The 24179-nt window shown below is 60.1% G+C and carries 23 protein-coding genes; 9 read left to right on the forward strand and 14 right to left on the reverse strand.

From position 1 onward, the window contains the following. Positions 1-83: 83 nt before the first annotated feature. From msrQ to mrcB, 9 genes are all read right to left on the reverse strand, one after another. The gene (gene msrQ, locus E1K68_RS23380) at positions 84-704 is read right to left on the reverse strand and encodes a protein-methionine-sulfoxide reductase heme-binding subunit MsrQ (RefSeq protein ID WP_212614718.1); all 621 of its coding nucleotides are present in this window, start codon (positions 702-704) and stop codon (positions 84-86) included. Continuing rightward, positions 704-1717 (reverse strand): protein-methionine-sulfoxide reductase catalytic subunit MsrP, encoded by a 1014-nt coding sequence (gene msrP / locus E1K68_RS23385; RefSeq protein WP_212614719.1) that lies wholly within the window; start codon positions 1715-1717, stop codon positions 704-706. The genes msrQ and msrP overlap by 1 nt, the downstream gene beginning before the upstream one ends. 63 nt (positions 1718-1780) lie before the next feature. Continuing rightward, complete coding sequence (pssA, locus tag E1K68_RS23390; RefSeq protein ID WP_003194131.1) at positions 1781-2638, reverse strand: CDP-diacylglycerol--serine O-phosphatidyltransferase; 858 nt, start codon at positions 2636-2638, stop codon at positions 1781-1783. 145 nt (positions 2639-2783) lie between these two features. Beyond that, positions 2784-3800: a ketol-acid reductoisomerase gene (ilvC, locus tag E1K68_RS23395; protein ID WP_003194132.1), complete on the reverse strand. Its 1017-nt coding sequence runs from the start codon at positions 3798-3800 to the stop codon at positions 2784-2786. A 46-nt stretch (positions 3801-3846) separates the two neighbouring features. Continuing rightward, positions 3847-4338 carry an acetolactate synthase small subunit gene (ilvN, locus tag E1K68_RS23400; RefSeq protein ID WP_003176102.1) on the reverse strand — a complete coding sequence of 164 codons (492 nt, stop codon included), beginning with the start codon at positions 4336-4338 and terminating at the stop codon, positions 3847-3849. A 2-nt stretch (positions 4339-4340) separates the two neighbouring features. Then, positions 4341-6065 carry an acetolactate synthase 3 large subunit gene (locus E1K68_RS23405; protein ID WP_003194133.1) on the reverse strand — a complete coding sequence of 575 codons (1725 nt, stop codon included), beginning with the start codon at positions 6063-6065 and terminating at the stop codon, positions 4341-4343. Positions 6066-6496: 431 nt separating this feature from the next. After that, positions 6497-6826 carry a YqcC family protein gene (locus tag E1K68_RS23410; protein WP_034133678.1) on the reverse strand — a complete coding sequence of 110 codons (330 nt, stop codon included), beginning with the start codon at positions 6824-6826 and terminating at the stop codon, positions 6497-6499. Continuing rightward, positions 6826-7560 carry a tetratricopeptide repeat protein gene (locus E1K68_RS23415; RefSeq protein WP_034133679.1) on the reverse strand — a complete coding sequence of 245 codons (735 nt, stop codon included), beginning with the start codon at positions 7558-7560 and terminating at the stop codon, positions 6826-6828. The genes E1K68_RS23410 and E1K68_RS23415 overlap by 1 nt, the downstream gene beginning before the upstream one ends. Positions 7561-7576: 16 nt before the next feature. Next, positions 7577-9901: a penicillin-binding protein 1B gene (gene mrcB / locus E1K68_RS23420; protein WP_212614720.1), complete on the reverse strand. Its 2325-nt coding sequence runs from the start codon at positions 9899-9901 to the stop codon at positions 7577-7579. A gap of 118 nt (positions 9902-10019) precedes the next feature. On the opposite strand from mrcB, the gene E1K68_RS23425 reads away from it, so the two are divergent. From E1K68_RS23425 to E1K68_RS23435, 3 genes are all read left to right on the forward strand, one after another. Continuing rightward, positions 10020-11576 carry a bifunctional aminoglycoside phosphotransferase/ATP-binding protein gene (locus E1K68_RS23425; protein ID WP_212614721.1) on the forward strand — a complete coding sequence of 519 codons (1557 nt, stop codon included), beginning with the start codon at positions 10020-10022 and terminating at the stop codon, positions 11574-11576. Between the two features lie 92 nt (positions 11577-11668). Next, positions 11669-12013, forward strand: a complete 345-nt coding sequence (locus tag E1K68_RS23430; RefSeq protein ID WP_003194138.1) for a pentapeptide repeat-containing protein — start codon at positions 11669-11671, stop codon at positions 12011-12013. 204 nt (positions 12014-12217) lie between these two features. After that, on the forward strand, positions 12218-12490 hold the full coding sequence (locus tag E1K68_RS23435; RefSeq protein ID WP_003194139.1) for a TfoX/Sxy family protein: 273 nt from the start codon (positions 12218-12220) through the stop codon (positions 12488-12490). Positions 12491-12733: 243 nt separating this feature from the next. Here the strand turns inward: E1K68_RS23435 and E1K68_RS23440 are convergent, their stop codons facing one another. From E1K68_RS23440 to E1K68_RS23450, 3 genes are read right to left on the reverse strand one after another with little or no spacing between them, the layout of a single operon-like run. Continuing rightward, complete coding sequence (locus E1K68_RS23440; protein WP_094775287.1) at positions 12734-13501, reverse strand: heme ABC transporter ATP-binding protein; 768 nt, start codon at positions 13499-13501, stop codon at positions 12734-12736. Next, positions 13501-14538: an iron ABC transporter permease gene (locus E1K68_RS23445; protein WP_003194141.1), complete on the reverse strand. Its 1038-nt coding sequence runs from the start codon at positions 14536-14538 to the stop codon at positions 13501-13503. Before E1K68_RS23445 ends, E1K68_RS23440 begins: the two co-directional genes overlap by 1 nt. Beyond that, positions 14535-15413, reverse strand: coding sequence for an ABC transporter substrate-binding protein (locus E1K68_RS23450; RefSeq protein ID WP_003194142.1), 879 nt, complete (start codon positions 15411-15413; stop codon positions 14535-14537). The genes E1K68_RS23445 and E1K68_RS23450 overlap by 4 nt, the downstream gene beginning before the upstream one ends. A gap of 156 nt (positions 15414-15569) precedes the next feature. Between E1K68_RS23450 and E1K68_RS23455 the strand changes: the two genes are divergently transcribed. Further along, positions 15570-15887, forward strand: a complete 318-nt coding sequence (locus E1K68_RS23455) for a Rieske (2Fe-2S) protein (protein ID WP_003194144.1) — start codon at positions 15570-15572, stop codon at positions 15885-15887. Here the strand turns inward: E1K68_RS23455 and sfsA are convergent. Next, positions 15884-16597, reverse strand: a complete 714-nt coding sequence (gene sfsA / locus E1K68_RS23460) for a DNA/RNA nuclease SfsA (protein ID WP_034133684.1) — start codon at positions 16595-16597, stop codon at positions 15884-15886. The two genes, E1K68_RS23455 and sfsA, sit on opposite strands and share 4 nt — an antisense overlap. Beyond that, positions 16597-17769 (reverse strand): pyridoxal phosphate-dependent aminotransferase, encoded by a 1173-nt coding sequence (locus E1K68_RS23465; RefSeq protein ID WP_014719940.1) that lies wholly within the window; start codon positions 17767-17769, stop codon positions 16597-16599. Before E1K68_RS23465 ends, sfsA begins: the two co-directional genes overlap by 1 nt. 320 nt (positions 17770-18089) lie before the next feature. On the opposite strand from E1K68_RS23465, the gene dksA reads away from it, so the two are divergent. From dksA to E1K68_RS23490, 5 genes are all read left to right on the forward strand, one after another. Continuing rightward, positions 18090-18533: an RNA polymerase-binding protein DksA gene (gene dksA / locus E1K68_RS23470; protein WP_003194150.1), complete on the forward strand. Its 444-nt coding sequence runs from the start codon at positions 18090-18092 to the stop codon at positions 18531-18533. Between the two features lie 83 nt (positions 18534-18616). Beyond that, positions 18617-19504: a tRNA glutamyl-Q(34) synthetase GluQRS gene (gluQRS, locus tag E1K68_RS23475; RefSeq protein WP_212614722.1), complete on the forward strand. Its 888-nt coding sequence runs from the start codon at positions 18617-18619 to the stop codon at positions 19502-19504. A gap of 62 nt (positions 19505-19566) precedes the next feature. Continuing rightward, positions 19567-19743 (forward strand): hypothetical protein, encoded by a 177-nt coding sequence (locus E1K68_RS23480; protein WP_003176118.1) that lies wholly within the window; start codon positions 19567-19569, stop codon positions 19741-19743. Next, on the forward strand, positions 19727-22681 hold the full coding sequence (locus tag E1K68_RS23485) for a sensor histidine kinase (RefSeq protein WP_003194154.1): 2955 nt from the start codon (positions 19727-19729) through the stop codon (positions 22679-22681). Before E1K68_RS23480 ends, E1K68_RS23485 begins: the two co-directional genes overlap by 17 nt. Positions 22682-22703: 22 nt before the next feature. After that, the gene (locus E1K68_RS23490) at positions 22704-24140 is read left to right on the forward strand and encodes a sigma-54 dependent transcriptional regulator (protein WP_003194155.1); all 1437 of its coding nucleotides are present in this window, start codon (positions 22704-22706) and stop codon (positions 24138-24140) included. The last annotated feature ends 39 nt before the right edge of the window (positions 24141-24179 follow it).

The raw sequence follows: 24179 nt of genomic DNA on the forward strand, positions 1-24179 counted from the left end.
TTGTTTACCAAGGAGTTTTCCGTTTCGACTGCGCCGGAAGTGGGGCGAATTATAGGCTTCCAGAATCTGCCGTCAAGGCTTAATTACGCTTTTGTTGCAGAAGGCGCTTTTTTAGCAATAAGGCGAGGGATTCGTCGCGTCACCGGCGGCACCCGCAGCAACAGAAGCAGCGCACCTATAGAAGCGTAGATAGCCCACTCCTTCAGATCCGCCCGCACTATCCATAACATGTGCAGCAAACCGAGCCCAAGAATCACATAGACCAGGCGATGCAGCTTCTTCCAGCGGCTCCCCAACCGGCGCTGGCTGTAGCGGTTCGACGTGACGGCCAGCATCAGGAGAGCAACAAACCCCAGCGCACCCACAATGATGTAGGGCCGCTTGCTCAACTCTACGCCGAGCTGCGACCAATCCAGCCCCAGGACAAATACGCAATAGGCCGCCAGGTGCAGCACGACATAAGCAAAGCACCACAGGCCCAACTGTCGACGCACCGCTATCCACCCCGCCCAACCGCTCAACTTCTGCAGCGGCGTCATGGCAAGTGTGATCAGCAACAGAATCAACGTTCCCAAACCCAATCGATCGACGAGCACCTTGCCAGGGTCAGGCCCCAGCGCGGAACTCCACGCCTCATACAACCAGAGCAATGGCCACACTGCGGCGGCTACAAACACGCCGGTGCGCCAGATGGGATAGCGCATCAGTAGTTCTTCCGCAGATCGAGGCCTGTATATAAAGAAGCGACCTCATCCGAATAGCCATTGAACATCTGCGTCTCGCGCACATTCGGACTAAACAGGCCGCTCGGCAGACGGCGCTCCCGCGCCTGGGTCCAGCGAGGATGATCCACCGTAGGGTTCACATTCGCATAAAACCCATACTCATCAGCCGCAATACTTTGCCAGGTGGTTTTCGGCTGCTCACTGACCAGGCTGATCCGCACGATGGACTTCACACTCTTGAAGCCATACTTCCACGGCACCACCAAACGCAAAGGCGCACCATTCTGGTTGGGCAACTCCCGCCCATACATACCCACAGCCAGGATCGCCAGCGGATTCATCGCCTCATCCAGGCGCAGCCCTTCCACATAAGGCCAGTCGATCAAGCCGAAACTTGAGCGTTGCCCAGGCATGCTCTTGGGATCCTGAAGGGTTTCAAAACGGATGTACTTGGCTTTGGAGGTTGGCTCGACCTGCTTGAGCAACGCCGAGATGGGAAAGCCTATCCACGGAATCACCATGGACCATGCCTCGACACAACGCAGGCGGTAGATGCGCTCTTCCAATTCATAGGGCTTCATGAAGTCCTCCAGAGCATAGCGCCCAGGCTTTGCGACTTCACCATCTACCACCACGCTCCAGGGCTGCGTCTTGAGCGAGCCCGCATTCGTCGCCGGGTCGCCCTTGCCTGTCCCGAACTCATAGAAGTTGTTGTAGTGGGTGGCGTCCTTGAACGGTGTGATGGCCTCATCCTTGACCGTCACCGCCTGCCACTTCGTATTCGGAAGTTTTTCGGTAAACCAGCCGGGCGCGCTGCCCGGCTCGACGTCGGCATACCGCGCAGCATCGCCCGCACTGGCCCAACGCGGCAAGCTGCTGGCGGCAATACCGGCAAGCGCACCGCCGAGCAGGCTGCGGCGAGAGAGGTAGAAAGATTCAGGCGTGACATCCGATTCGTGACAATCGGACGCTTTGGGTAATTTGATTAACATGGTAACTCCGCAGCGTTGGAGAACTGATGCACCAATAGACTGCGGAGTATGGGGGAAATTACATTAAGGCAATGTTTTGTCCCGACGCAGACGCAACAAGTACTGAATAGGGCCCGAAGCGGCGTAGGCCAGGAACGCCAGCAGCAGGATACGCGGTGGATCACTGAACACGACCGCGAACACCAGCACCACGACAAGGATGGCCACGAAAGGCACGCGCCCCTTGAGGTCGAACTCCTTGAAGCTGTTGTACTTGATATTGCTGACCATCAGCATGCCGGCCGCCGCCACCATCAGGGCAACCAGAAACGACATCTTCGACCCTTGAATCCCGTAGTCACTGAACGCCCAGACAATCCCCGCGACAACACCCGCCGCTGCCGGGCTGGCAAGGCCGATGAAGTAGCGTTTGTCGGCAGTCCCCACCTGGGTGTTGAAGCGCGCCAGGCGCAAAGCGGCGCCCGCGACATAGATGAAGGCAACCATCCAGCCGACCTTGCCCATGTCACCCAATGCCCAGGCAAACGCCAGCAGTGCGGGAGCGACACCAAAGGCAACCATGTCCGACAGCGAGTCGTACTCGGCGCCGAAGGCACTTTGGGTATTGGTCATACGCGCCACACGCCCGTCCAGGCCGTCGAGCACCATGGCCACGAAGATTGCGATCGCGGCAAAACCGAAGTATTTGCTGGCACTCGCCGCATCACCCGCCGCCAGCGCACTCTGGGCACTCATGGAGTTGATGATGGAATAGAAGCCGGCAAACAGGTTCGCCGTGGTGAACAGGTTGGGCAGCAGATAGATGCCACGATGCCGGACCTTGCGGCCTTCGGCGTCATGCCCTTCTTCGACATGTTCATCGATCGGCAGCATGCTTTCGGCGTCGGAAGCCTGATGTGGCTCTTCGGGACGTTCGCTCATGGACTTTACCTTGCAACGGTGTGAAAAAAATTCGACAGATACTTGCAGCGACTGTTCGCCTGCAAACGATGCAGCTTTATACCAGAACCGGCCCTCCAAACGAAAAAACGCGGCCTAAGCCGCGTTTTCCCTTGATGCGTACGACTTAGTTCTTGGCTTTGTCGACGATCTTGTTGGCACCGATCCACGGCATCATGGAGCGCAGTTGCTCGCCGATGACTTCGATACCGTGAGCGGCGTTGTTACGACGCTTGGCGGTCATCGAAGGGTAGCCGGTAGCGCCTTCGCTGATGAACATTTTGGCGTATTCGCCGTCCTGAATACGTTTCAGGGCGTTGCGCATGGCCTGGCGAGACTCGGCGTTGATTACTTCAGGGCCGGTCACGTACTCGCCGTATTCGGCGTTGTTGGAGATCGAGTAGTTCATGTTGGCGATGCCGCCTTCGTACATGAGGTCAACGATCAGCTTCAGTTCGTGCAGGCATTCGAAGTAGGCCATTTCCGGCGCGTAGCCAGCTTCAACCAGGGTTTCGAAACCAGCTTTTACCAGCTCAACGGTACCACCGCACAGAACGGCTTGTTCGCCGAACAGGTCGGTTTCGGTCTCGTCCTTGAAAGTGGTTTCGATGATGCCGGTACGACCGCCACCCACACCAGCAGCGTAGGACAGCGCAACGTTCTTGGCGTTGCCCGACGCATCCTGGTAGATCGCGATCAGGTCAGGGATACCGCCGCCTTTGACGAACTCGGAGCGCACGGTATGGCCCGGTGCTTTCGGCGCGATCATGATCACGTCGAGGTCGGCGCGTGGCACAACCTGATTGTAGTGAATCGCGAAGCCGTGGGAGAAGGCCAGGGTGGCGCCCTTCTTGATGTTCGGCTCGATTTCGTTCTTGTACAGCGAGGACTGGAACTCGTCCGGGGTCAGGATCATGACCAAGTCGGCAGCCGCAACAGCAGAAGCAACGTCAGTCACTTTCAGGCCATGAGCTTCAGCCTTGGCAACAGTGGCCGAGCCTTTACGCAGGCCAACAGTCACGTCAACGCCGGAATCTTTCAGGTTGCACGCTTGGGCGTGGCCCTGGGAACCGTAGCCGATGATGGCGACTTTCTTGCCCTGGATGATCGACAGGTCACAATCTTTATCGTAATAAACTTTCATGAGGTTCCTCTATATATCCAGGCCGTAAGGCCATTCGCTAATTGGGTTAGATGCTGAGTACTTTGTCACCACGGGCAATCCCGGTGACACCACTGCGTACGGTTTCCAGAATCGAGGCCGTCCCGATCGACTGGATGAAGCTGTCCAGTTTGTCGCTGGTACCGGTCAGTTGAACGGTATAAACGCTGGCGCTCACATCGACGATCTGCCCGCGATAAATATCGGTAGTGCGTTTGATCTCGGCACGTTGGGCACCCGTGGCCTTGACCTTGACCAGCATCAGTTCGCGCTCGATGTGAGCGCTTTCCGACAAGTCGACCAGCTTGACCACTTCGATCAGCTTGTTGAGGTTCTTGGTGATCTGCTCGATCACCTCATCGTGACCCACGGTGGTCAACGTCAGGCGCGACAGGGTCGGGTCTTCGGTTGGGGCCACGGTCAGGCTTTCGATGTTGTAGTTGCGTTGCGAAAACAGGCCGACAACACGAGACAGAGCGCCGGGTTCGTTCTCCAGAAGCAGGGAGATAATATGCCGCATGATTAAGTACGCTCCGTCTTGTTCAGCCACATGTCGCGCATAGAGCCGTCTTTGATCTGCATCGGGTAGACGTGCTCGCTGGTATCCACCTGAATATCGATGAACACCAGGCGGTCCTTCATGGCGAACGCCTCTTCCATTTTCGGCTTCAGATCTTTCAGATCGTTGATGCGAATGCCGACGTGGCCATAGGCTTCAACCAATTTGACGAAGTCTGGCAACGATTCCATGTAGGAATGGGAGTGACGGCTACCGTAGCTCATGTCCTGCCACTGACGAACCATGCCCAGTACGCCGTTGTTCAAGCAGACGATCTTCACCGGAAGGCCGTACTGCAGGCACGTCGACAGTTCCTGGATGTTCATCTGGATGCTGCCTTCGCCCGTCACACAGGCAACGTCGGCATCCGGGAAGCTCAGCTTCACACCCATGGCCGCAGGGAAACCAAAGCCCATCGTGCCCAGGCCACCAGAGTTGATCCAGCGGTTAGGCTTGTCGAACTTGTAGTACTGCGCCGCGAACATCTGGTGCTGGCCTACGTCGGAGGTCACAAAGGCGTCGCCCTTGGTCACTTCGCACAGGGTTTCGATCACGGTTTGCGGCTTGATGATGCTGCCGTCGCCCTTGTCGTAAGGGAACAGGCCGCGATCACCGCGCCATTCGTCGATCTGCTTCCACCAGCTGGCAACGGATTCCTTGTTCGGCGTTTCGCCGATGTCCTTGAGCGCAGCGACCATTTCGGTCAGTACGCTTTCTACAGGACCCACGATCGGCACATCGGCCTTGATGGTCTTGGAGATGGACGCCGGGTCGATGTCGATATGGATGATCTTGGCATTCGGGCAGAATTTGCTCGCGCCGTTGATCACCCGGTCATCGAACCGCGCGCCCACGGCCAGGATCACATCGGCGTGGTGCATGGTGAGGTTGGCGGTGTAGCTGCCGTGCATACCGAGCATGCCGACGAACTGACGGTCCGAACCCGGGAATGCGCCGAGGCCCATCAGGGTGTTGGTCACCGGCAGGTTGAGCAGCTTGGCCAGTTCGGTCAACGGAGCGGAACCGCCACCCAGAATCACGCCACCACCGGAGTACAGCACAGGGCGCTTGGCCGCCAGGAGCATTTCTGCCGCCTTGCGGATTTGCCCCGAGTGCCCACGCACGGCCGGGCTGTAGGAACGCAGCTTGGCTTTTTTCGGGAAAACGTATTCGAACTTCTCGGCCGGGTTGGTCATGTCTTTCGGGATATCGACCACTACCGGGCCCGGGCGACCGGACTGGGCAAGGTAGAACGCCTTTTTCATGACATCCGGGATTTCCGAGGGATGCTTGATCATGAAGCTGTGTTTCACGATCGGCCGGGAAATACCGATCATGTCGGTTTCCTGGAATGCATCGGTGCCGACCATAGTGCTAGGCACCTGACCAGAGATGATCACCATCGGAATGGAGTCCATATAGGCAGTCGCGATGCCGGTAATGGCATTGGTTGCGCCTGGGCCGGACGTTACCAGTACCACGCCGGCTTTACCGGTGGCACGGGCGTAACCGTCAGCCATATGGGTCGCGGCCTGTTCGTGGCGAACCAGGATGTGGGTAACAGCCGGTTCCTTGAACAGTGCGTCGTAGACATGCAGCAGAGCACCACCTGGGTACCCGTAGATATAGTCGACGCCTTCGTCACGCAAAAAGCGGACGAGCATCTCACCGCCAGATAAAAGCTCCACGTTGTTCACCTCTAAAACGCCAGAATACCGTCCGTTAAAAACCGACGGGTCTTAATAGGTTTACTTCTCAACAGAGCATGAGCGACGGTGGTCGCCGACTACGTCAGCACTGACTGAGCAAGTATTGGGATCGTCCCAAGTGTTGCGGGCTTTTCCCACCCAGCGCGAGGTAACGCGTTGCGGGTGTTACAGGTCGGCGCGGATGTGCGCCTCATGATCTGCTGAGCGGGCCTGCTTCTGGCAGTCCCGATACAGCGGACTTTGGATTCTTCTGTTTCACGCCCTTCAAGTCAAGCAATAATTGCGCTTTTTTCCAACTAAGCGCATGAGAACGTAGAAGAAAGGGCTTTGAGGAGGGATAAAACTCGCCTGAATGTCGTCAAGCGGTAGAAATGTGCGCAAGACTGCCGGAAAAACCGGCAGTCAGGCAATTAACGAGCGTCGACGATCAATTGATCGAACTTTTTCAGCGCGTTACGCAAGCCGAGGCTCTCCCGCGGTCGGTCGGCGTAGACCATCTCGGCCATTTCCAGGATCCCCGACGCATTCGGCAAGGGCAGGTCCTGCTCCAGGATCTGCTTCATACGCGAGAGGAAGATCCATTGCAGCCACTGGTGGAAGTCCAGGGTATCGACGGAAAAGGGCTCGACACTGCTGAGGGCTTCAGCGCCAGGGGAAACTTCATCCCACCAGCCCTGTACGCGCAGTTCGCGCTCGATCAGCAATAACTGCTCGGCGATCGCGGGGAAACGCGCATCCATCAGAGACTGACCTTGGCTTTTTGCCGCGCCTGGGCTGCACCGGCGGCATCCCCTTGGGCGGCACGTGCATCACCGATCAACGCCCACAGGCTGGCTTGCAGGTCTGGACGGCCATTGGCCAGGCTCAGGCCGCGACGAGCGAACTGCTCCGCTTGGGGCGCATCGCCCTGGGCCATGCGCACCTGGGCCAGGCGATAGAGCACTTGTGGCTCACGCGGCGCCACGCGCTGGGCACGTTCAAGGCTCGACGAGGCGCCGTTCAAGTCGCCACCGGCCTGCTGCTGCTGAGCGGTGGTGAGCAACGCCAGCACCGGGCCATCCAGTTGTTCGTCAGCCGACAACCCGCCCGCATTGGACGATGACGGAATACCGCTCGGCGTCGAAGGCATGTTGTAGGTGCCCTGGTTGACCGGCGCGGTTTGAATCGGCGTGGAGTTCACCGGCCCGGAAGTGCTCGGGCCTGGGGTCCATGGCTCGGCACTGATAGGCGCCGAGGTTGCAGCCCCACTGCCGGGCACCATCACTACGACGCCGGAATCCTGGGGAATTGCCTGGGTTGCAGCTTGGGCAGGCCGTTTGACCACGGTCTGACGGAAGCCGCCATTGGCCGAAATGCGGTCGCTATTGGAGACGGACGTGCTTGAGTCCACCACAGGGATAGAGCCGCGCTGCACGCTGGAGCAACCGCCGAGCAAAGCCAGAGCCGTAATTGCTGGAATCCACAACTTGTTCACTTGAAACCCTCTTTGCTTAATTCATCCAGCCCTTGACCCAATCCATCACCGATTCCGCGTCAGCAGGTGTACTGCCACTGCACGCGGCGCCGGGTGGTGGTTCGCTGCCGCGAATATACGGCATCTGCACCGCGCCCGGACAGTTGGCGTCGGAGCCTTGGCCGGTGTGCGGATCAATCCAGGCCTGCACGATATTGTCCGGCTGCGGCATGTTGAGCGGCAACGGATCAGCCTTGCGCATGAAACTGGTCCATACCTGCAACGCGCCGGTCGCACCGGTGAACGGCGTCTTGCCGTTATCGTCGCGCCCCAGCCACACCACGGCCAGTACATCCTGGCCGAACCCTGCGAACCAGCTGTCGCGGGAGTCGTTACTGGTACCGGTCTTGCCGGCCAGGGTCAGGTTCGACGGCAGCACGCTGTAGACCGAACGCCCTGTACCCTCCCGCATCACGCGCTGCATGGCGTTCTGGATCAGGTAAATGGAACCCGCGTCGAAGCGCTGCTGAATCTGGAACGGGTAGCGCTTGAGCGGTTCGCCATCGGCGGTCAGCACACTGCGAATACCGCGCATCGGCGTGTTGAAGCCACCATTGGCCAGGGTCTGGTACATGGTGGTCACTTCCATCGGCGTCATGGACGCAGCGCCCAAAAGCATGGATGGGAATGCAGGGAACTCACGCTCCACCCCCAGTCGCGCTATGGTTTTCAGGACATTTGGCACGCCTACCTCAAGCCCCAGGCGCGAGGTCGAAATATTGTAGGAATGCGCCAGCCCTTGATACAGGAACACCGTGCCATGGGAGCGGCGGTCGAAGTTCTTGGGGGTCCATACCTGGCCATCCGCACCTTTGACCGACAGCGGGTCATCGGACAGCCAACTGGTCAGCGTGTACTTGCTGGGTTTTTCCAGTGCTGTGAGGTAGACCGCGGGCTTGACCAGCGAGCCAATTGGCCGCACGGCATCCAGTGCGCGGTTGAAACCGGCGAAACTGGCCTGCCGGCTGCCGATCATGGCCTGGACTTCGCCGGTTTCCGGGTTGGTCACGACCATGGCGGCTTCGACTTCATCCGAGCCTTTACGGCCGGTCAGGCGCTTGAAGGTGTCGTTGACCGACGCTTCGGCCTTCATCTGCAGGATGGGGTCGAAGCTGGTGAAGATCCGCAGGCCCTCTTCGGTCAAGTCTTCGTCGCGGTAGTCTTCGCGCAGTTGGCGCTTGACCAAGTCGATAAAGCCAGGGAATGAGCTATCCGCCAGCTTGCCGCGAGTGGTCACACCCAGTGGCATTTTTTTCGCAGCGGCTACTTGTTCAGCGGTAGCGACACCCTGCTGCTCCAGCACATCGAGCACCAGGTTGCGACGTTCAAGCGCACGCTCCGGGTTGCGGCGCGGGTTGTAATAGGACGGCCCCTTCACCATCCCCACCAGCAACGCGACCTGATGCAACTTCAACTCGGACAACGGCTGCCCGAAGAAGAACTGGCTGGCCAGGCCGAAACCGTGCACGGCGCGCTGGCCATCCTGCCCGACGAATACCTCGTTGAGGTAGGCCTCGAGGATTTCCTGCTTGCTGTAATGCAGCTCCAGCAACATCGCCATCATGGCTTCGGTGAGTTTACGGGTGAGGCTGCGTTCGTTGGTCAGGTAAAAGTTCTTGACCAATTGTTGCGTCAACGTACTGCCGCCCTGGGTCATCTTGCCGCCGGAGGTGTTGACCCAGATAGCACGGGCGATCGACTTCGGCGAGACACCCCAGTGGCTATAGAAATCGCGGTCTTCGACAGCGACCAGGGTTTCCAGCAGGTACGGCGGCACCTGATCGAGCTTGATCAGGATGCGATCTTCAAGGTTTTTCGGGTAAATACCGCCGATCAGCAACGGTTCAAGACGCACCACCGGCAGCTTGGAGCCATTGAGCGACGACAGCTCAGCCACATAGTCGCCAGAGAAACGCACGCGCACCGGCTGGGCTTTTTCCAGGCCTTCGTAGAACTGGAAGCCACGGGTGTTCAGGTCGACGGTATTACCGCTGACCGCCGCAGCGCCGGGGCCATTGCTCACAGGTTCGCGGCGGTAGCCCAGTGCATCGAGCTCGGTGAGGAAATCTTCCTTGCTGAGCTTCTGGCCAGAGAACAGTTCCAGCGGGCGTGCATACACCTTGGCCGGAATCGTCCAGCGCTTGCCGGAGAATTTTTCCTGCACCACGGCATCGAGGTACACCGCAAGGCCAGCGACCGCCACAAGGCCCACCAGGCCAAGCTTGATCACCCAGCCCAGCCAAGGGCGCGGGGCGCGGGAAGGAGGTTTTTTACGGGAACGGGGAGATCGGGTTCGAGTCATGGCGGCGGATTATACGCACTTTATTGATGATCAACATGAGCCGGACAGCGGTTTGCACGACTGGCATCAGCAGCCATAATGCCCCCCATGATTTTCCCCAGACTTTGAAGGATCGCCCGTGAGCCAGACCCTGATCGCTGCCCTGCAAAACCCGGCCTTGTACCCTCATCCGGTTGACGCGTTTCAAGTCATCGAGACCCATATTTCCTGGGTGATACTGACGGGCCCCTATGCATATAAGCTGAAGAAACCGATGAACTTCGGCTTCCTGGACTTCACCAATCTGGACGACCGCGGGCATTTCTGCCGCGAGGAACTGCGCCTCAACCAGCGCCTGACCGAAGATTTGTATCTTGAAGTGTTGCCGATTACCGGCACTGCCGAGGCACCGCAACTGGGTGGCGACGGCCCGGCCATCGAATACGCGCTGAAAATGCGTCAGTTCCCGCAAAGCCAGATGCTCAGCACCCTGCAAGCCAACGGCGAACTGACCAGCGCGCACATCGATGAGATGGCCAAACAGATTGCCCAGTTCCACCTCCATGCCCCTCAAGTCCCACAAGACCACCCGGCCGGCACGCCGCAGGAAGTAATGGCGCCGGTACGCCAGAACTTTGACCAGATCCGCCCGTTCCTCAGCGACAAGGCCGACCTGACGCAACTGGAGGCTCTGCAAGCCTGGGCTGAAAGCAGCTTCGAACGCCTCAAGCCTCTGCTTGCGCAGCGCAAGCTCGACGGCTATACCCGTGAATGCCACGGCGATATCCACCTGGGCAACGCCACCCTGATCGATGGCCGCGTGGTGATCTTCGACTGCATCGAGTTCAACGAGCCTTTCCGCTTTACCGACGTGTACGCCGACACCGCCTTTTTGGCCATGGACCTGGAAGATCGCGGCCTCAAATGCCTGGCACGGCGCTTTATCAGCCAGTACCTGGAACTGACCGGTGACTACCAGGGCCTGGAACTGCTGAACTTCTATAAAGCCTACCGTGCGCTGGTGCGCGCCAAGGTTGCACTGTTCAGCATGCCGAGCGAAGCCAACCCGGTGCAACGCGCTACCACCCTGCGCCAGTACCGCAACTACGCCAACCTGGCGGAGAGCTACAGCACCATTCCTTCGCGTTTCCTGGCAATCACCCACGGTGTTTCAGCCGTGGGCAAGAGCCACGTGGCCATGCGCCTGGTCGAAGCCCTGGGCGCCATCCGCCTGCGCTCGGATGTAGAGCGCAAGCGCCTGTTTGGCGAGCAGCAGGTGGAGAACACCATGCAGGCCGGCATCTACAATCAGGACGCCAGCGCTGCCACCTACGCACGCCTGAACGAGATTGCCGACACCGTGCTGCGCGCCGGCTACCCGGTAGTGCTGGATGCCACGTTCTTGAAACGCGCACAGCGTGACGCCGCCGCCCAGGTTGCCGAAGCCACTGGCGCGCCGTTCCTGATCCTCGACTGCAACGCCCCGCACGCCGTTATCACCAGTTGGCTGGCCCAACGCCAGGCGGATAAAAACGATCCGTCCGACGCCACACTGGCCGTTATCGAAGAACAACAAGCCAGTCGTGATCCGCTGACTGCCGAGGAGCTGCTGCTCAGCAAGCGTGTCGAGACCAATGAAAGCGGGACGCTCGACGCCTTGGTCGGGCATATCCGCCAGCGTCTGCCGGGCCTGTAAGAAATATTTCTTGGTCGTGTCGCCGTCTTCGGCGCGCGACCTCGCGATAGTGGCACTATACTGGCTCCATAACACCAGCCAGAGTCGCGATCATGAGTCAGCCCAAGCTTCTTGATACCCCGCTCTACGCCCTCCTGCATAAGGACGATATCCGCGGCTTCAACCAGGAGCGCCCTGAGAACGGCACCATCGACATGCGCGGTGGCGACTTTCGCGGGTTGGACCTGCGCGACCTGAACGCCACGGGTGTTGATTTTACCGACGCCTATTTTCGCTCTGCCGACCTGCGCGGCCTGGACTTGCGTGGCTGCTCACTGGAAGGCGCCAGCCTGGCCCATGCACAGATTTCGGGTGCTTATTTCCCGCCCGAACTCACGGCTGACGAAATACTTATGTCAGTCAATTTCGGTACTCGCCTGCGCTACCGCACCAAGTAACCCCACACACTGAGTGACGGCCACATCCCCTGCCTGGCGGGCGCGTTGCGCCTATCTGCGAGCAAGCGCCGTCGCGCCATTCTTATAAGCTTTTCAGCCCTTCCTGACCAAAGAACCACGCTTTTCCTACTGAGCGCTACACTCATTTTCAGGCTGCCTGGTCACGACACCCACCGCACCATTCGGCCAACGCAAGGAGGCTTGATGAACGATGAGCTGCAACACCTGAAAAACCTTGGCAAGACGTCAGCGCAGTGGCTGCATGCGGTGGGCATCCACAGCGCGTCCGACTTGCGTCGGCTGGGGGCGGTCGATGCCTACCGAGCCGTGCGCACGCGCGGGTTTCGAGCCTCGAAGGTTCTGCTGTATGCGATTGAAGGGGCATTGATGGATGTGCACTGGAACGACATACCCACGGAGCGCAAGGAGGCCTTGAACCGTCAGCTGGAAGCGATTTCAGTGCATCAGAAGAACTAGAGTGGCACTCAAACCCAGTGTTTACGGGCATTACAAACGAGCGTTTGAGAAAACTACATGAGCCAGAAAAACAAATGTTGACTCTCAAATGAGAATCGTTATGATTATCACAACTGGTCGCGAGATCAGCCGATAACTGAAAGACCATTGGTTCGGACTCTCAGATTATCTCCTCATCAGGCTAATCACGGTTATTTGACCCGGCTCTTGCCGGGTCTTTTTTTGCCCGTGGATTAACCCGCCTCAGCGCGCAATGATCAGCGGATGCCCACGCTCCGGATGCAGCTGTACCAGCACATCCAGGCCGAATACAGCCTTGAGCGGCTCAGGTTGCAAGACTTTGGAGGGCGTATCCAACGCGTGAGGGCGGCCGTTTTCCAGCAACAGGATCCGGTCGCAGTAACGCGCTGCCAGGTTCAAGTCATGCAGAATGACCAGCACCGCAGCGCCTCTGTCGGCGAAATGTCGGATAGCTTGTAAGGTGGTGTGTTGGTGCAGGGGGTCGAGCATCGACGTGGGTTCATCCAGCAACAATGTCTGCCCCGCTTCACCTGGCCATAACTGCGCCAATACCCGCGCCAGGTGCACACGTTGCCGCTCGCCGCCGGACAACGCCAGGTAACTGCGGCCACTCAGGTGGCCGACATCCGCCGCTTGCAGGGCCGCGCTGATGATTTCGTCGTCGCGCACTCGCCCGGTCTGATGGGGCAAGCGGCCCATGCCCACCACCTCTTCGACACGAAAAGCAAAATCCAGGGTGGAAGATTGTGGCAGTACCGCCAGGCGCTGGGCACGCTGCGCGCCGGTCATGTGCTTGAGCGCCTGGTGATCCAGCCAGACCTTGCCCTGATCCGGCTGCAACTCCCCGCACAGCGCCCCAAGCAAGGTACTTTTGCCGGCGCCATTGGGGCCCAGAACGCCCAGCACTTCGCCCGGCAAAAGGTCCAAGGTGATATCGGCCAGCACGGTTTTCCCACCACGCCGGATCTGCAACGCTTCTACCCGCAACATCAGGCGCGCCCTCGTAACAATAAATAGAGGAAAAACGGCGCACCGATAAACGCGGTGACAATACCGATCGGCAGCTCCGCCGGCGCCAACGCCAGGCGCGCCACCAGGTCCGCAAACAACAGCAGGCTCGCCCCCGCCAATACTGAGGCCGGTAACAACACCCGATGATCCGGCCCCGCCAGCAACCGCACCAGATGGGGTACCACCAACCCGACAAAACCAATCATGCCCGCCGCCGCCACTGCAGCGCCAACGCCTAAAGCCGTACAGAACACCAGCTCACGCTTGAGCCTTTCAACATCAATACCCAGATGATTGGCCTCAGACTCACCCAACAGCAGCGCATTCAGCGCCTTGGCCCGGCGCGGCAACCACAGCGCCACGCCCGCGCTCACCAGCAGCAAGGGCCACAACCGCGAGTAACTTGCGCCATTGAGGCTGCCCAGGTTCCAGAACGTCAGGGTGCGTAACGTGGCGTCGTCGGCCAGATAGGTAAAGAGCCCCACCGCAGAACCGGCCAGGGCCGTCAGGGCGATACCGGCGAGCAACATCGTCGCGACATTGGTCTGGCCATTGCGACGTCCCAGACGATAGACCAGCGCCGTAACGCCCAGGCCGCCGAGAAATGCGCACAGCGACAATAGATACGGCCCGAATGCCTCCGGCAGCCCGCCAAAGAACGAGCCACCAACAATCGCCACCGCTGCCCCCAACGCTGCGCCGCTGGATACGCCAACCAACCCTGGATCGGCCAGCGGATTGCGAAACAACCCCTGCATCGCCACACCCGACAACGCCAGCACACCGCCGACCGCCAGCCCCAACAGGGTGCGCGGCAAGCGAATCTGCCCCAGGATCAACTCGGCCTGCTCCAATCCTTGCGGCTCAATAGGTACGCCCATCAGTCTTAACGCAGCCCTGAGCGTGTCCACTAACGGCAGGCTGACCGGCCCCAGTGCCAATGAGAGCCAGATCGCCAATACACACAGCAGCGACAGCCCGATAAACAGCGTTTTTGGCTTAACCAGAGTGGTCATGGAGCAGGCTTGGCCTGGGACGGATAAAAGCCGGCAGACAGTTTCTCCAGGCTTTGCGGCAATCGCGGCCCCAGGCCACCTACCAGCAAGGTCGGATCCAGCTCAAAGACTCGGTCGCTCTTGGCTGCCGGCGTAGAAGCAAGGATCGGATTTTCCTTGAACAAGGCGGCACGCGCCGCGTCCCCGGTCAGGGCGCGATCGGCAAACACCAGCACCTCAGGATTCAAACCGGCCAGCGATTCCACGGAAAACGGTTTATAGCCCACATGCGTGGCCAGATTACGCCCACCAGCCTGCTGCAACATCCAGTCAGCGGCCGTGTCCTTACCGGCGATCAGCGGTTTGCCACCGGCATGGCCGAGCAGCAACAGCACACCTGGAGCCTTCTGTGTAGCCTGGGCCTTGGCCACCCAGTTTTTTTGCTGCGCCAGCGCCTGCTCATACCCGGCAAACAAGGCATCAGCCTGGGCCTCACTACCGAGCAGTTTCCCCAGGTGTTCAAGGTTGCCTTTGAGCGTGGGCAAATCCGGCTGGGCCGAGAATATATCCACCTGCACCCCGGCACTGCGAATCTGCGCCAGCACTGGCGGTGGCCCCATTTCCTCCGTGCCCACGAGGATTTGCGGGCGCAGGCTGAGAATGCCTTCGGCCGACAACTGCCGCTGGTAACCAATGCTCGGCAAGGCCTTGAGCGACGCCGGATGCTGACTGGTGGTGTCCACCCCCACCAGCTTCGACTCACCGCCCAGGGCCGTCACCCATTCCGACAGCGCACCGCCGGCACTGACCCAGCGTTGCGGCAGTTCAGAGGCGTGCACCCCAGGGTTGACCAGCAGTGAGGCAACAAGCGCAATAGCGCTGGTACTCAGGCGCATAACAGGGTTTCCTTCCTAGGGCAGGGCCACTCAAGCACTCATTGATGTGACAGATTACCCCTGCCATGCATCGTATTGAGCACCCAATCAGCTGACGGGCGAAGCAGGCATTTGATAATTGTTTGCATTTGCACGTCAAGGCACTTAAGGATTGAAATGAAGTTTCTCTGCGCCTCCGGCGACCTTGCCCCCAACAGCAGCCGCGGTTTTGATATCGATGGCCACAGGCTGTTGGCGGTGCGCCGGGACGGCATTGCGTACTTCTATCTCAACCGCTGCCCCCATCGCGGCATCCCGCTGGAATGGCAGCCAGATCGCTTCCTCGATGAAAGCGCCAGCCTGATCCAATGCGCCACCCATGGCGCGTTGTTCCTGATTGAAAGCGGCGAGTGCATCGCCGGGCCTTGCGCAGGCCAAAGCCTCACCGCCCTGCCCGGCCGCGAAGACGAACAGGGATTGTGGGTCGATCTCTAGTCGCCCAGCAGCACCTTCAGCCGACGCTCGACGTAAATCTCCTGCGGCGTAACCCGTACGCCATAGGCCAACACCTCTACACCTGCAGCCTTGGCCTCACGTAGCGCTGCCGCATAACCGGCGTCGATTTCCACCGCCGGGCGCACCGCGTCGATCCCCGACAGGTTCACGCAATACAGCTGCACGGCCCGTATACCGTCGCGCGCCAGATGCGCCAGCTCACGCAAGTGCTTGGCACCGCGCTGGGTCACCGCATCGGGGAAAGCCGCCACCGAGCTGCCATCAAAGCCCAGGGTGACGCTTTTGACCTCAACAAACGCAGCACCCTGGGGGTAATCCAGGCGAAAGTCGATGCGGCTTTTCTCCTGGCCATAAGGCACCTCACGCTTCAACGCAGTAAAGCCATTGAGCTCAGTGATCACACCGGCCAGCAAGGCTTCTTCCACCAACTGATTGGCACGCGCGGTGTTGACGCACGCCAGCCGGCCCTGGGGCGTTTCGGCAATCTCCCAGGTGCCCGGCAGCTTACGCTTGGGGTCCGTGGAACGGCTGAACCAGACCTGGCCACCTTCGACCATGCAGTTGAGCATCGAGCCGGTGTTAGGGCAGTGAATGGTGAGCAACTCGCCGGTAAGGGTTTCGATATCGGTGAGAAAGCGCTTGTAGCGGCGGATCAGCCGCCCTTCTTCAAGAGGAGGATTAAAACGCATCAGCCTTGCCAGCTCCGCAAACCACGGGCGATCCGCTCCACCGCTTCTTGCAGCCGATCGAGATTTTGCGTGTAGGCAAAACGCACGTGATGGCCCGCCTGGTAGCGACCGAAATCCAACCCGGGCGTAAAGGCCACATGCTCGGTTTCGAGGAAATGCCGGCAAAACGCGAAGGCATCGCCGCCGAACGCGCTGATATCGGCATACAGATAAAAGGCACCTTCGGGCTCCACGGCGATACCAAACCCCAGCTCACGCAGGGCCGGCAGCAGGAAGTCACGGCGGCGACCAAATTCGGCACGGCGCTGCTCCAGAATCTCCAGGGTTTGCGGGGTGAAACAGGCCAACGCGGCATGCTGGGCCATGCTTGGCGCACTGATGTAGAGGTTTTGCGCCAATTTCTCCAGCTCACCCACCGCTTCAGGCGGCGCCACCAGCCAACCGAGGCGCCAGCCGGTCATGCCGAAATACTTCGAAAAACTATTCAGGACAAAGGCGTCATCATCGACTTCCAGCACACTGGCGGCGTCCGTGCCGTAGGTGAGGCCGTGATAAATCTCGTCGACCACCAAATGACCGTTGCGCGCCTTGATGGCGCCCGACAGCCCAGCCAACTCGTCCCGGGTGAGGATCGTGCCGGTGGGGTTGGCGGGCGACGCCACCAGTGCGCCGACACTGTCCTGGTCCCAATGCCTGGCCACCAGATCGGCGGTCAACTGGTAGCGTACGTCTGGGCCGACCGGTACCAACTGCGCCGCGCCTTCCACAAGGCGCAGGAAGTGTCGGTTGCAGGGGTAGCCTGGGTCCGCCAGTAGCCAATGCTTACCCGGATCCACCAGCAAACTGCTGGCCAGCAATAACGCGCCGGAGCCACCGGGAGTGATCAGAATGCGCTGCGGGTCGATGCTCAAACCGTAGCGTTGCTGGTAGAAACCACTGATGGCTTCGCGCAACTCCGGCAAGCCACGGGCGGCGGTGTAGCGCGTCTTACCGTTTGCCAACGCAGCTTGGCCGGCCTGGATGATCGGTTCGGCGGTGGTGAAGTCCGGCTCGCCGATTTCCAGGTGGATCACGTCGTGACCGGCGGCCTGCAGCTCATTGGCACGCGCCAGTAACGCCATGACATGAAAAGGTTCGATGGCGCGACTGCGCGCACTGTAGGGCTGAGCCATTAGCCTTCCTTAGACGGTGAGGACAAAATCTGGATTCTACCGAACCCTCGCGGTAAAACATGCTCTATTGCCTGATTGGGGCTGCAAGTGCACCCTGCGCGCGCTCGTAAAACAGCTAAAATCAACATTCGAGGCAATACATACCCAGTCATGGCGGGCTGCTGCGGTTTGCATCCCCTTTGCCCTGGACCTCGACAACCGGGAGTAGCGCACCCTGAATCTATCTGGTAAGTTCGCCCGCTTGCAGCCGCAGGGCCGGCAGGTGTCGGTGACGTTGCAATCCTGCGCAATGGATTAGAAGAGTGAGAGGCGGTCTATTCATGTCCACCCAAGCAAAGCAACAGCAGACTCAAGGCCTCGGCGGCTTCGAACCCTATGTCGAAAAAAAGGGCGAGGAGTACATGGGCGAGCCCATGCGCGAGCACTTCACCAAGATCCTCAACAAGTGGAAACAGGACTTGATGCAGGAAGTCGACCGTACGGTTGACCATATGAAGGATGAAGCGGCCAACTTCCCTGACCCGGCCGATCGCGCCAGCCAGGAAGAAGAGTTCGCCCTCGAACTGCGCGCCCGCGATCGCGAGCGCAAGTTGATCAAGAAGATCGACAAGACCCTGCAACTGATCAAAGACGAAGAATACGGCTGGTGCGAATCCTGCGGCGTCGAAATCGGTATTCGCCGACTGGAAGCCCGCCCAACCGCGGACCTGTGCGTAGACTGCAAGACCTTGGCTGAAATCAAGGAAAAACAGGTCGGCAAGTAACGTTGCCGAGTTGAACAAATGGAGCGTGCGAACGCTCCATTTTTGTTTCTGGCGTTTACCGGTTATGCAGTAGTATCCGGGCCATGACAGCCTCTACTTATATCGGGCGCTTCGCCCCCACACCCAGCGGCCATTTGCACTTCGGCTCCCTGGTTGCCGCCCTCGCCTCCTACCTCGATGCACGCGCCCACCATGGCCGTTGGTTGATGCGCATGGAAGACCTTGACCCTCCCCGTGAAGAGCCCGGCGCTCAGGCGGCGATCCTGCATGCGCTGGAAAGCTACGGCTTTGAATGGGATGGCGAACTGGTTCGTCAGAGCGAGCGGCATGATGCCTACGCCAAAGTACTGAACGATATGTTCAACCACGGCCTGGCCTACGCCTGCACCTGCTCGCGCAAGCAGTTGGCGCCCTACAACGGGGTTTACCCAGGCTTGTGCCGCAATGCCGGCCACGCCCAGCAAGACGCCGCCATCCGCCTGCGCGTGCCCGAGTTGGAGTATCACTTTATCGACCGCGTCCAGGGCGAGTTCCGGCAGCATCTGGGCCGCGATGCCGGCGACTTCATCATCCGTCGCCGCGACAGCCTCTACGCCTACCAACTGGCGGTGGTGCTCGACGACGCCTGGCAAGGGATAACCGATATCGTGCGCGGCGCCGACCTGCTCGACTCCACACCGCGCCAGCTGTACCTGCAAGAGCTGCTTGGCCTGCGCCAGCCACGTTACTTGCATGTACCGCTGATCGTGCAGCCAGACGGCAACAAGCTGGGCAAGTCCTACCGCTCTGCACCGTTGACAGCCGACCAGGCCACGCCTTTGCTACTCAGAGCACTGCGCGCCCTTGGCCAACAGGCTGACACGCAATTGCTTCACGCAAGCCCACGAGAACTGCTGGATTGGGGCATTGCACACTGGGACGCCACCCGCATCCCGCGCACGCTGACCCTGGCCGAAGCGCAATTGAGTTGAAGGCGCTTGCAGGTTGCCAGCCATCCGTTAACATCGCGGCAGATTTTTAATCAGAGGCCAACATGTACATCTATCGTTTGGTCCTGCTGCTGGTCGTCGGGATCTACCTGTTCTCCCCCGCCATCATGGATTGGTGGATCGACGCCACGGGCGCCTGGTATCGCCCTTATCTGCTGTGGCTGATCCTGATCGTCGTGACCTTCATCCTGCAGAGCCAAAAAGATGCCGATGAGCTTTAGTCTCACCCAGATGCTGCTGATCAGCGCCGCCTACCTGGCTGCGTTATTCGGCGTGGCCTGGATCAGTGAGCGCGGAATGATTCCGCGGGCGATCATTCGCCATCCGTTGACCTACACCTTGTCCCTGGGCGTGTACGCCAGTGCCTGGGCGTTCTACGGCACGGTGGGGCTGGCCTATCAGTACGGCTACGGCTTTCTCTCCAGTTATCTTGGGGTATCGGGCGCGTTCCTGCTGGCACCGGTGCTGCTGTACCCGATCCTGAAAATCACCCGGACGTACCAGCTGTCTTCCCTGGCAGACCTGTTTGCCTTTCGCTTTCGCAGCACCTGGGCCGGCGCGCTGACCACCATCTTCATGTTGATCGGTGTGCTGCCGTTATTGGCCCTGCAGATCCAGGCGGTGGCCGACTCCATCAGCATCCTGACCCGCGAGCCCGTGCAACATCGGGTTGCCCTGGCGTTCTGCGCGCTGATCACCTTGTTCACCATCTTCTTTGGTTCTCGCCATATCGCCACCCGCGAGAAACACCAGGGCCTGGTGTTTGCGATTGCCTTTGAGTCGGTCATCAAGCTGATCGCCATCGGCGGCGTCGGCCTTTATGCGCTCTACGGCGTGTTCGACGGGCCGCAACAGCTGGAGCTGTGGCTGCTGCAAAACCAGACCGCCCTCGCCGCCTTGCATACGCCATTGCAGGAAGGCCCATGGCGTACGCTGCTGCTGGTGTTCTTCGCCTCGGCGATCGTGATGCCGCACATGTACCACATGACCTTCACCGAGAACCTCAACCCGCGCTCGCTGGTCAGCGCCAGCTGGGGCTTGCCCCTGTTCCTGTTGCTGATGAGCCTGGCGGTGCCGCTGATCCTGTGGGCCGGCCTGAAACTGGGGGCCACCACCAACCCTGAGTATTTCACCCTGGGCATCGGTATTGCCGCCAACAGCCCGGCCCTGGCGCTACTGGCGTATGTCGGCGGGTTGTCGGCCGCCAGCGGGTTGATCATCGTCACCACCCTGGCACTCTCGGGCATGGCGCTCAACCACTTGGTACTGCCGCTGTACCAGCCGCCGGCTGAGGGCAATATCTACCGTTGGTTGAAATGGACCCGACGCGCGCTGATCGTCGCGATCATCATGGCCGGCTACGCGTTTTATCTGCTGCTGGGCGCCGGGCAAGACCTGGCCAACCTCGGCATCGTCGCGTTTGTCGCCACCTTGCAGTTCCTGCCGGGCGTGTTGTCGGTGCTGTACTGGCCGACCGCCAATCGCCGTGGCTTTATTGCAGGGCTGCTGGCCGGGATCCTGGTGTGGACCGTCACCATGCTGCTACCGCTGGTCGGCAACTTGCAGGGCTTCTATATCCCGTTGCTGAACATGATTTACGTGCTGGACGACACCAGTTGGCACATGGCTGCCATCGCCTCGCTGGCCGCCAACGTACTGATGTTTACCCTGATCTCGCTGTTCACCAACGCCAGCGCCGAGGAAACCAGCGCCGCCGAAGCCTGCGCGGTGGACAACGTGCGCCGCCCGCAACGCCGCGAACTGCATGCGGCCTCGCCCCAGGAGTTCGCCACGCAACTGGCCAAGCCCCTGGGCGCCAAGGCCGCACAAAAGGAAGTCGAACAGGCGCTGCGTGACCTCTATCTGCCGTTTGACGAGCGCCGCCCCTATGCCCTGCGCCGCCTGCGTGACCGTATCGAGGCCAACCTGTCCGGGTTGATGGGGCCGAGCGTGTCCCAGGACATGGTGGAAACCTTCCTGCCCTACAAGGCCGGTGGCGAAAACTACGTTACCGAAGACATCCACTTCATCGAAAGCCGGCTGGAGGATTACCACTCGCGCCTAACAGGCCTGGCCGCCGAACTCGACGCCCTGCGCCGTTACCACCGCCAGACCCTCCAGGAACTGCCGATGGGCGTGTGTTCCCTGGCCAAGGACCAGGAAATCCTGATGTGGAACAAGGCCATGGAGGAACTCACCGGCATCGCCGCCCAGCGAGTGGTGGGTTCGCGCCTCAATACCCTGGGCGATCCATGGAAAGAGCTGCTGCAAGGCTTCATCAACCTGCCGGACGAGCACCTGCACAAGCAACACTTGGCCCTCGACGGCCAGACCCGCTGGCTCAACTTGCACAAAGCCGCCATCGATGAACCCTTGGCACCGGGTAACAGCGGCCTGGTGCTGCTGGTGGAAGACCTGACCGATACACAAATGCTCGAAGACAAGCTGGTGCACTCCGAACGCCTGGCCAGTATTGGGCGCCTGGCAGCCGGCGTGGCCCATGAAATCGGCAACCCGATCACCGGTATCGCCTGCCTGGCGCAAAACCTGCGCGAAGAGCGCGAAGAAGACGGTGAAATCACCGAAATCAGCGGGCAGATCCTCGAACAGACCAAGCGGGTTTCACGCATCGTCCAGTCGCTGATGAGCTTTGCCCACTCCGGCGCCCATCAGAATCAGGACGAAGCGGTGTGCCTGGCCGAAGTGGCGCAGGATGCCATTGGGCTGTTGGCCTTGAACCGGCGCAATTTCGAAGTACAGTTCTTTAACCTGTGCGATCCGGACCATTGGGTCGATGGCGACTCACAACGCCTGGCCCAGGTGCTGATCAACCTGCTGTCCAACGCCCGCGACGCGTCGCCGGCCGGCAGTGCTGTACGTGTCAAGAGCGAGGCTTTCGAGCATACGGTCGACCTGATCGTGGAAGACGAAGGCAGCGGCATTCCACAGAACATCATGGACCGATTGTTCGAACCCTTCTTCACCACCAAGGACCCCGGTGAAGGTACCGGTCTGGGCCTTGCACTGGTCTATTCCATCGTTGAAGAGCATTATGGACAAATCACCATCGACAGCCCGGCTGACACACAAAGCCAACGCGGCACCCGTATCCGGGTGACCTTGCCGCGTCATGTCGAAGCGACGTCCGCTGTGAACTGAGACCGTCGAGAGAATTGAATCAATGCCGCACATTTTGATCGTCGAAGACGAAACCATTATCCGCTCTGCCTTGCGACGCCTGCTTGAACGTAATCAGTACCAGGTCAGCGAAGCCGGCTCGGTGCAGGAAGCCCAAGAGCGATTCAGCATTCCCACGTTCGACCTGATTGTCAGTGACCTGCGCCTGCCCGGCGCCCCGGGCACCGAGCTGATCAAGCTGGGCCAGGGCACCCCGGTGCTGATCATGACCAGCTACGCCAGCCTGCGCTCGGCGGTGGACTCGATGAAGATGGGCGCGGTGGACTACATCGCCAAGCCTTTCGATCACGACGAAATGCTCCAGGCCGTGGCCCGCATCCTGCGTGACCGTGTGTCGGCCAGCAGCGCGCCTGCCGAGCAGCGCCCCACCGGCAAGGCCAGCGCCGGCGAAAAACCGGGTGTCGACAACAGCAACGGCGAGATCGGCATCATCGGCTCCTGCCCACCGATGCAGGACTTGTACAGCAAGATCCGCAAAGTGGCGCCGACCGACTCCAATGTATTGATCCAGGGCGAATCGGGCACCGGTAAAGAACTGGTGGCCCGTGCCCTGCACAACCTGTCCAAGCGTGCCAAGGCGCCGATGATCTCGGTGAACTGCGCGGCGATCCCCGAATCCCTGATCGAGTCCGAGTTATTCGGCCACGAGAAAGGGGCGTTCACCGGCGCCAGCGCCGGGCGTGCGGGCCTGGTGGAAGCCGCGGACGGTGGTACCTTGTTCCTCGATGAAATTGGCGAGCTGCCCCTGGAAGCCCAGGCGCGGTTGCTGCGCGTGCTGCAGGAAGGCGAAATTCGCCGGGTCGGTTCGGTACAATCGCAGAAGGTCGATGTTCGATTGATCGCAGCGACACACCGAGACCTCAAGAGCCTGGCCAAGATCGGCCAGTTCCGTGAGGACTTGTATTACCGCCTGCATGTCATCGCGCTCAAACTGCCAGCCCTGCGCGAGCGCGGCGCCGACGTCAACGAGATCGCCAACGCGTTCCTGCTGCGTCAAGGCGCGCGCATTGATCGCACCGACCTGAAATTTGCCGCAGACGCCGAGCAGGCGATCCGTCACTACTCGTGGCCAGGGAACGTGCGTGAGCTCGAGAACGCCGTCGAGCGCGCGGTGATTCTGTCGGAGAGTCCGGAGATTTCCGCCGAGTTGCTGGGCATCGACATTGAGCTCAGTGACCTGGACGACGACGATTTCATCGGCTTGGCCCCGCAGCAGGGCGGAGCCAGCAATACCAGCCATGAACCGACGGAAGATTTGTCACTGGAAGATTACTTCCAGCACTTCGTGCTCGAGCATCAGGACCATATGACCGAGACCGAGCTCGCACGCAAGCTGGGCGTGAGTCGCAAATGCCTGTGGGAACGCCGTCAGCGCCTGGGCATTCCACGGCGCAAGACCGGGGTGGCCAGCGAAAGCTGAGGGCGCAGCCCCACAGGTAACACCTGTTGATGTGAAAAA

Origin of the sequence: Pseudomonas sp. B2021, assembly GCF_018135665.1 — a bacterium.
GTDB classification, from domain to species: domain Bacteria; phylum Pseudomonadota; class Gammaproteobacteria; order Pseudomonadales; family Pseudomonadaceae; genus Aquipseudomonas; species Aquipseudomonas lactis.

Excerpts from the sequence above, each read along its gene's own strand:
- msrQ (WP_212614718.1), bottom strand. The coding sequence starts at position 704 with ATGCGCTATCCCATCTGGCGCACCGGCGTGTTTGTAGCCGCCGCAGTG.
- msrP (WP_212614719.1), bottom strand. The coding sequence starts at position 1,717 with ATGTTAATCAAATTACCCAAAGCGTCCGATTGTCACGAATCGGATGTC.
- pssA (WP_003194131.1), bottom strand. The coding sequence starts at position 2,638 with ATGAGCGAACGTCCCGAAGAGCCACATCAGGCTTCCGACGCCGAAAGC.
- ilvC (WP_003194132.1), bottom strand. The coding sequence starts at position 3,800 with ATGAAAGTTTATTACGATAAAGATTGTGACCTGTCGATCATCCAGGGC.
- ilvN (WP_003176102.1), bottom strand. The coding sequence starts at position 4,338 with ATGCGGCATATTATCTCCCTGCTTCTGGAGAACGAACCCGGCGCTCTG.
- E1K68_RS23410 (WP_034133678.1), bottom strand. The coding sequence starts at position 6,826 with ATGGATGCGCGTTTCCCCGCGATCGCCGAGCAGTTATTGCTGATCGAG.
- mrcB (WP_212614720.1), bottom strand. The coding sequence starts at position 9,901 with ATGACTCGAACCCGATCTCCCCGTTCCCGTAAAAAACCTCCTTCCCGC.
- E1K68_RS23430 (WP_003194138.1), top strand. The coding sequence starts at position 11,669 with ATGAGTCAGCCCAAGCTTCTTGATACCCCGCTCTACGCCCTCCTGCAT.
- E1K68_RS23435 (WP_003194139.1), top strand. The coding sequence starts at position 12,218 with ATGAACGATGAGCTGCAACACCTGAAAAACCTTGGCAAGACGTCAGCG.
- E1K68_RS23440 (WP_094775287.1), bottom strand. The coding sequence starts at position 13,501 with ATGTTGCGGGTAGAAGCGTTGCAGATCCGGCGTGGTGGGAAAACCGTG.
- E1K68_RS23445 (WP_003194141.1), bottom strand. The coding sequence starts at position 14,538 with ATGACCACTCTGGTTAAGCCAAAAACGCTGTTTATCGGGCTGTCGCTG.
- E1K68_RS23450 (WP_003194142.1), bottom strand. The coding sequence starts at position 15,413 with ATGCGCCTGAGTACCAGCGCTATTGCGCTTGTTGCCTCACTGCTGGTC.
- E1K68_RS23455 (WP_003194144.1), top strand. The coding sequence starts at position 15,570 with ATGAAGTTTCTCTGCGCCTCCGGCGACCTTGCCCCCAACAGCAGCCGC.
- sfsA (WP_034133684.1), bottom strand. The coding sequence starts at position 16,597 with ATGCGTTTTAATCCTCCTCTTGAAGAAGGGCGGCTGATCCGCCGCTAC.
- E1K68_RS23465 (WP_014719940.1), bottom strand. The coding sequence starts at position 17,769 with ATGGCTCAGCCCTACAGTGCGCGCAGTCGCGCCATCGAACCTTTTCAT.
- dksA (WP_003194150.1), top strand. The coding sequence starts at position 18,090 with ATGTCCACCCAAGCAAAGCAACAGCAGACTCAAGGCCTCGGCGGCTTC.
- gluQRS (WP_212614722.1), top strand. The coding sequence starts at position 18,617 with ATGACAGCCTCTACTTATATCGGGCGCTTCGCCCCCACACCCAGCGGC.
- E1K68_RS23480 (WP_003176118.1), top strand. The coding sequence starts at position 19,567 with ATGTACATCTATCGTTTGGTCCTGCTGCTGGTCGTCGGGATCTACCTG.
- E1K68_RS23485 (WP_003194154.1), top strand. The coding sequence starts at position 19,727 with ATGCCGATGAGCTTTAGTCTCACCCAGATGCTGCTGATCAGCGCCGCC.
- E1K68_RS23490 (WP_003194155.1), top strand. The coding sequence starts at position 22,704 with ATGCCGCACATTTTGATCGTCGAAGACGAAACCATTATCCGCTCTGCC.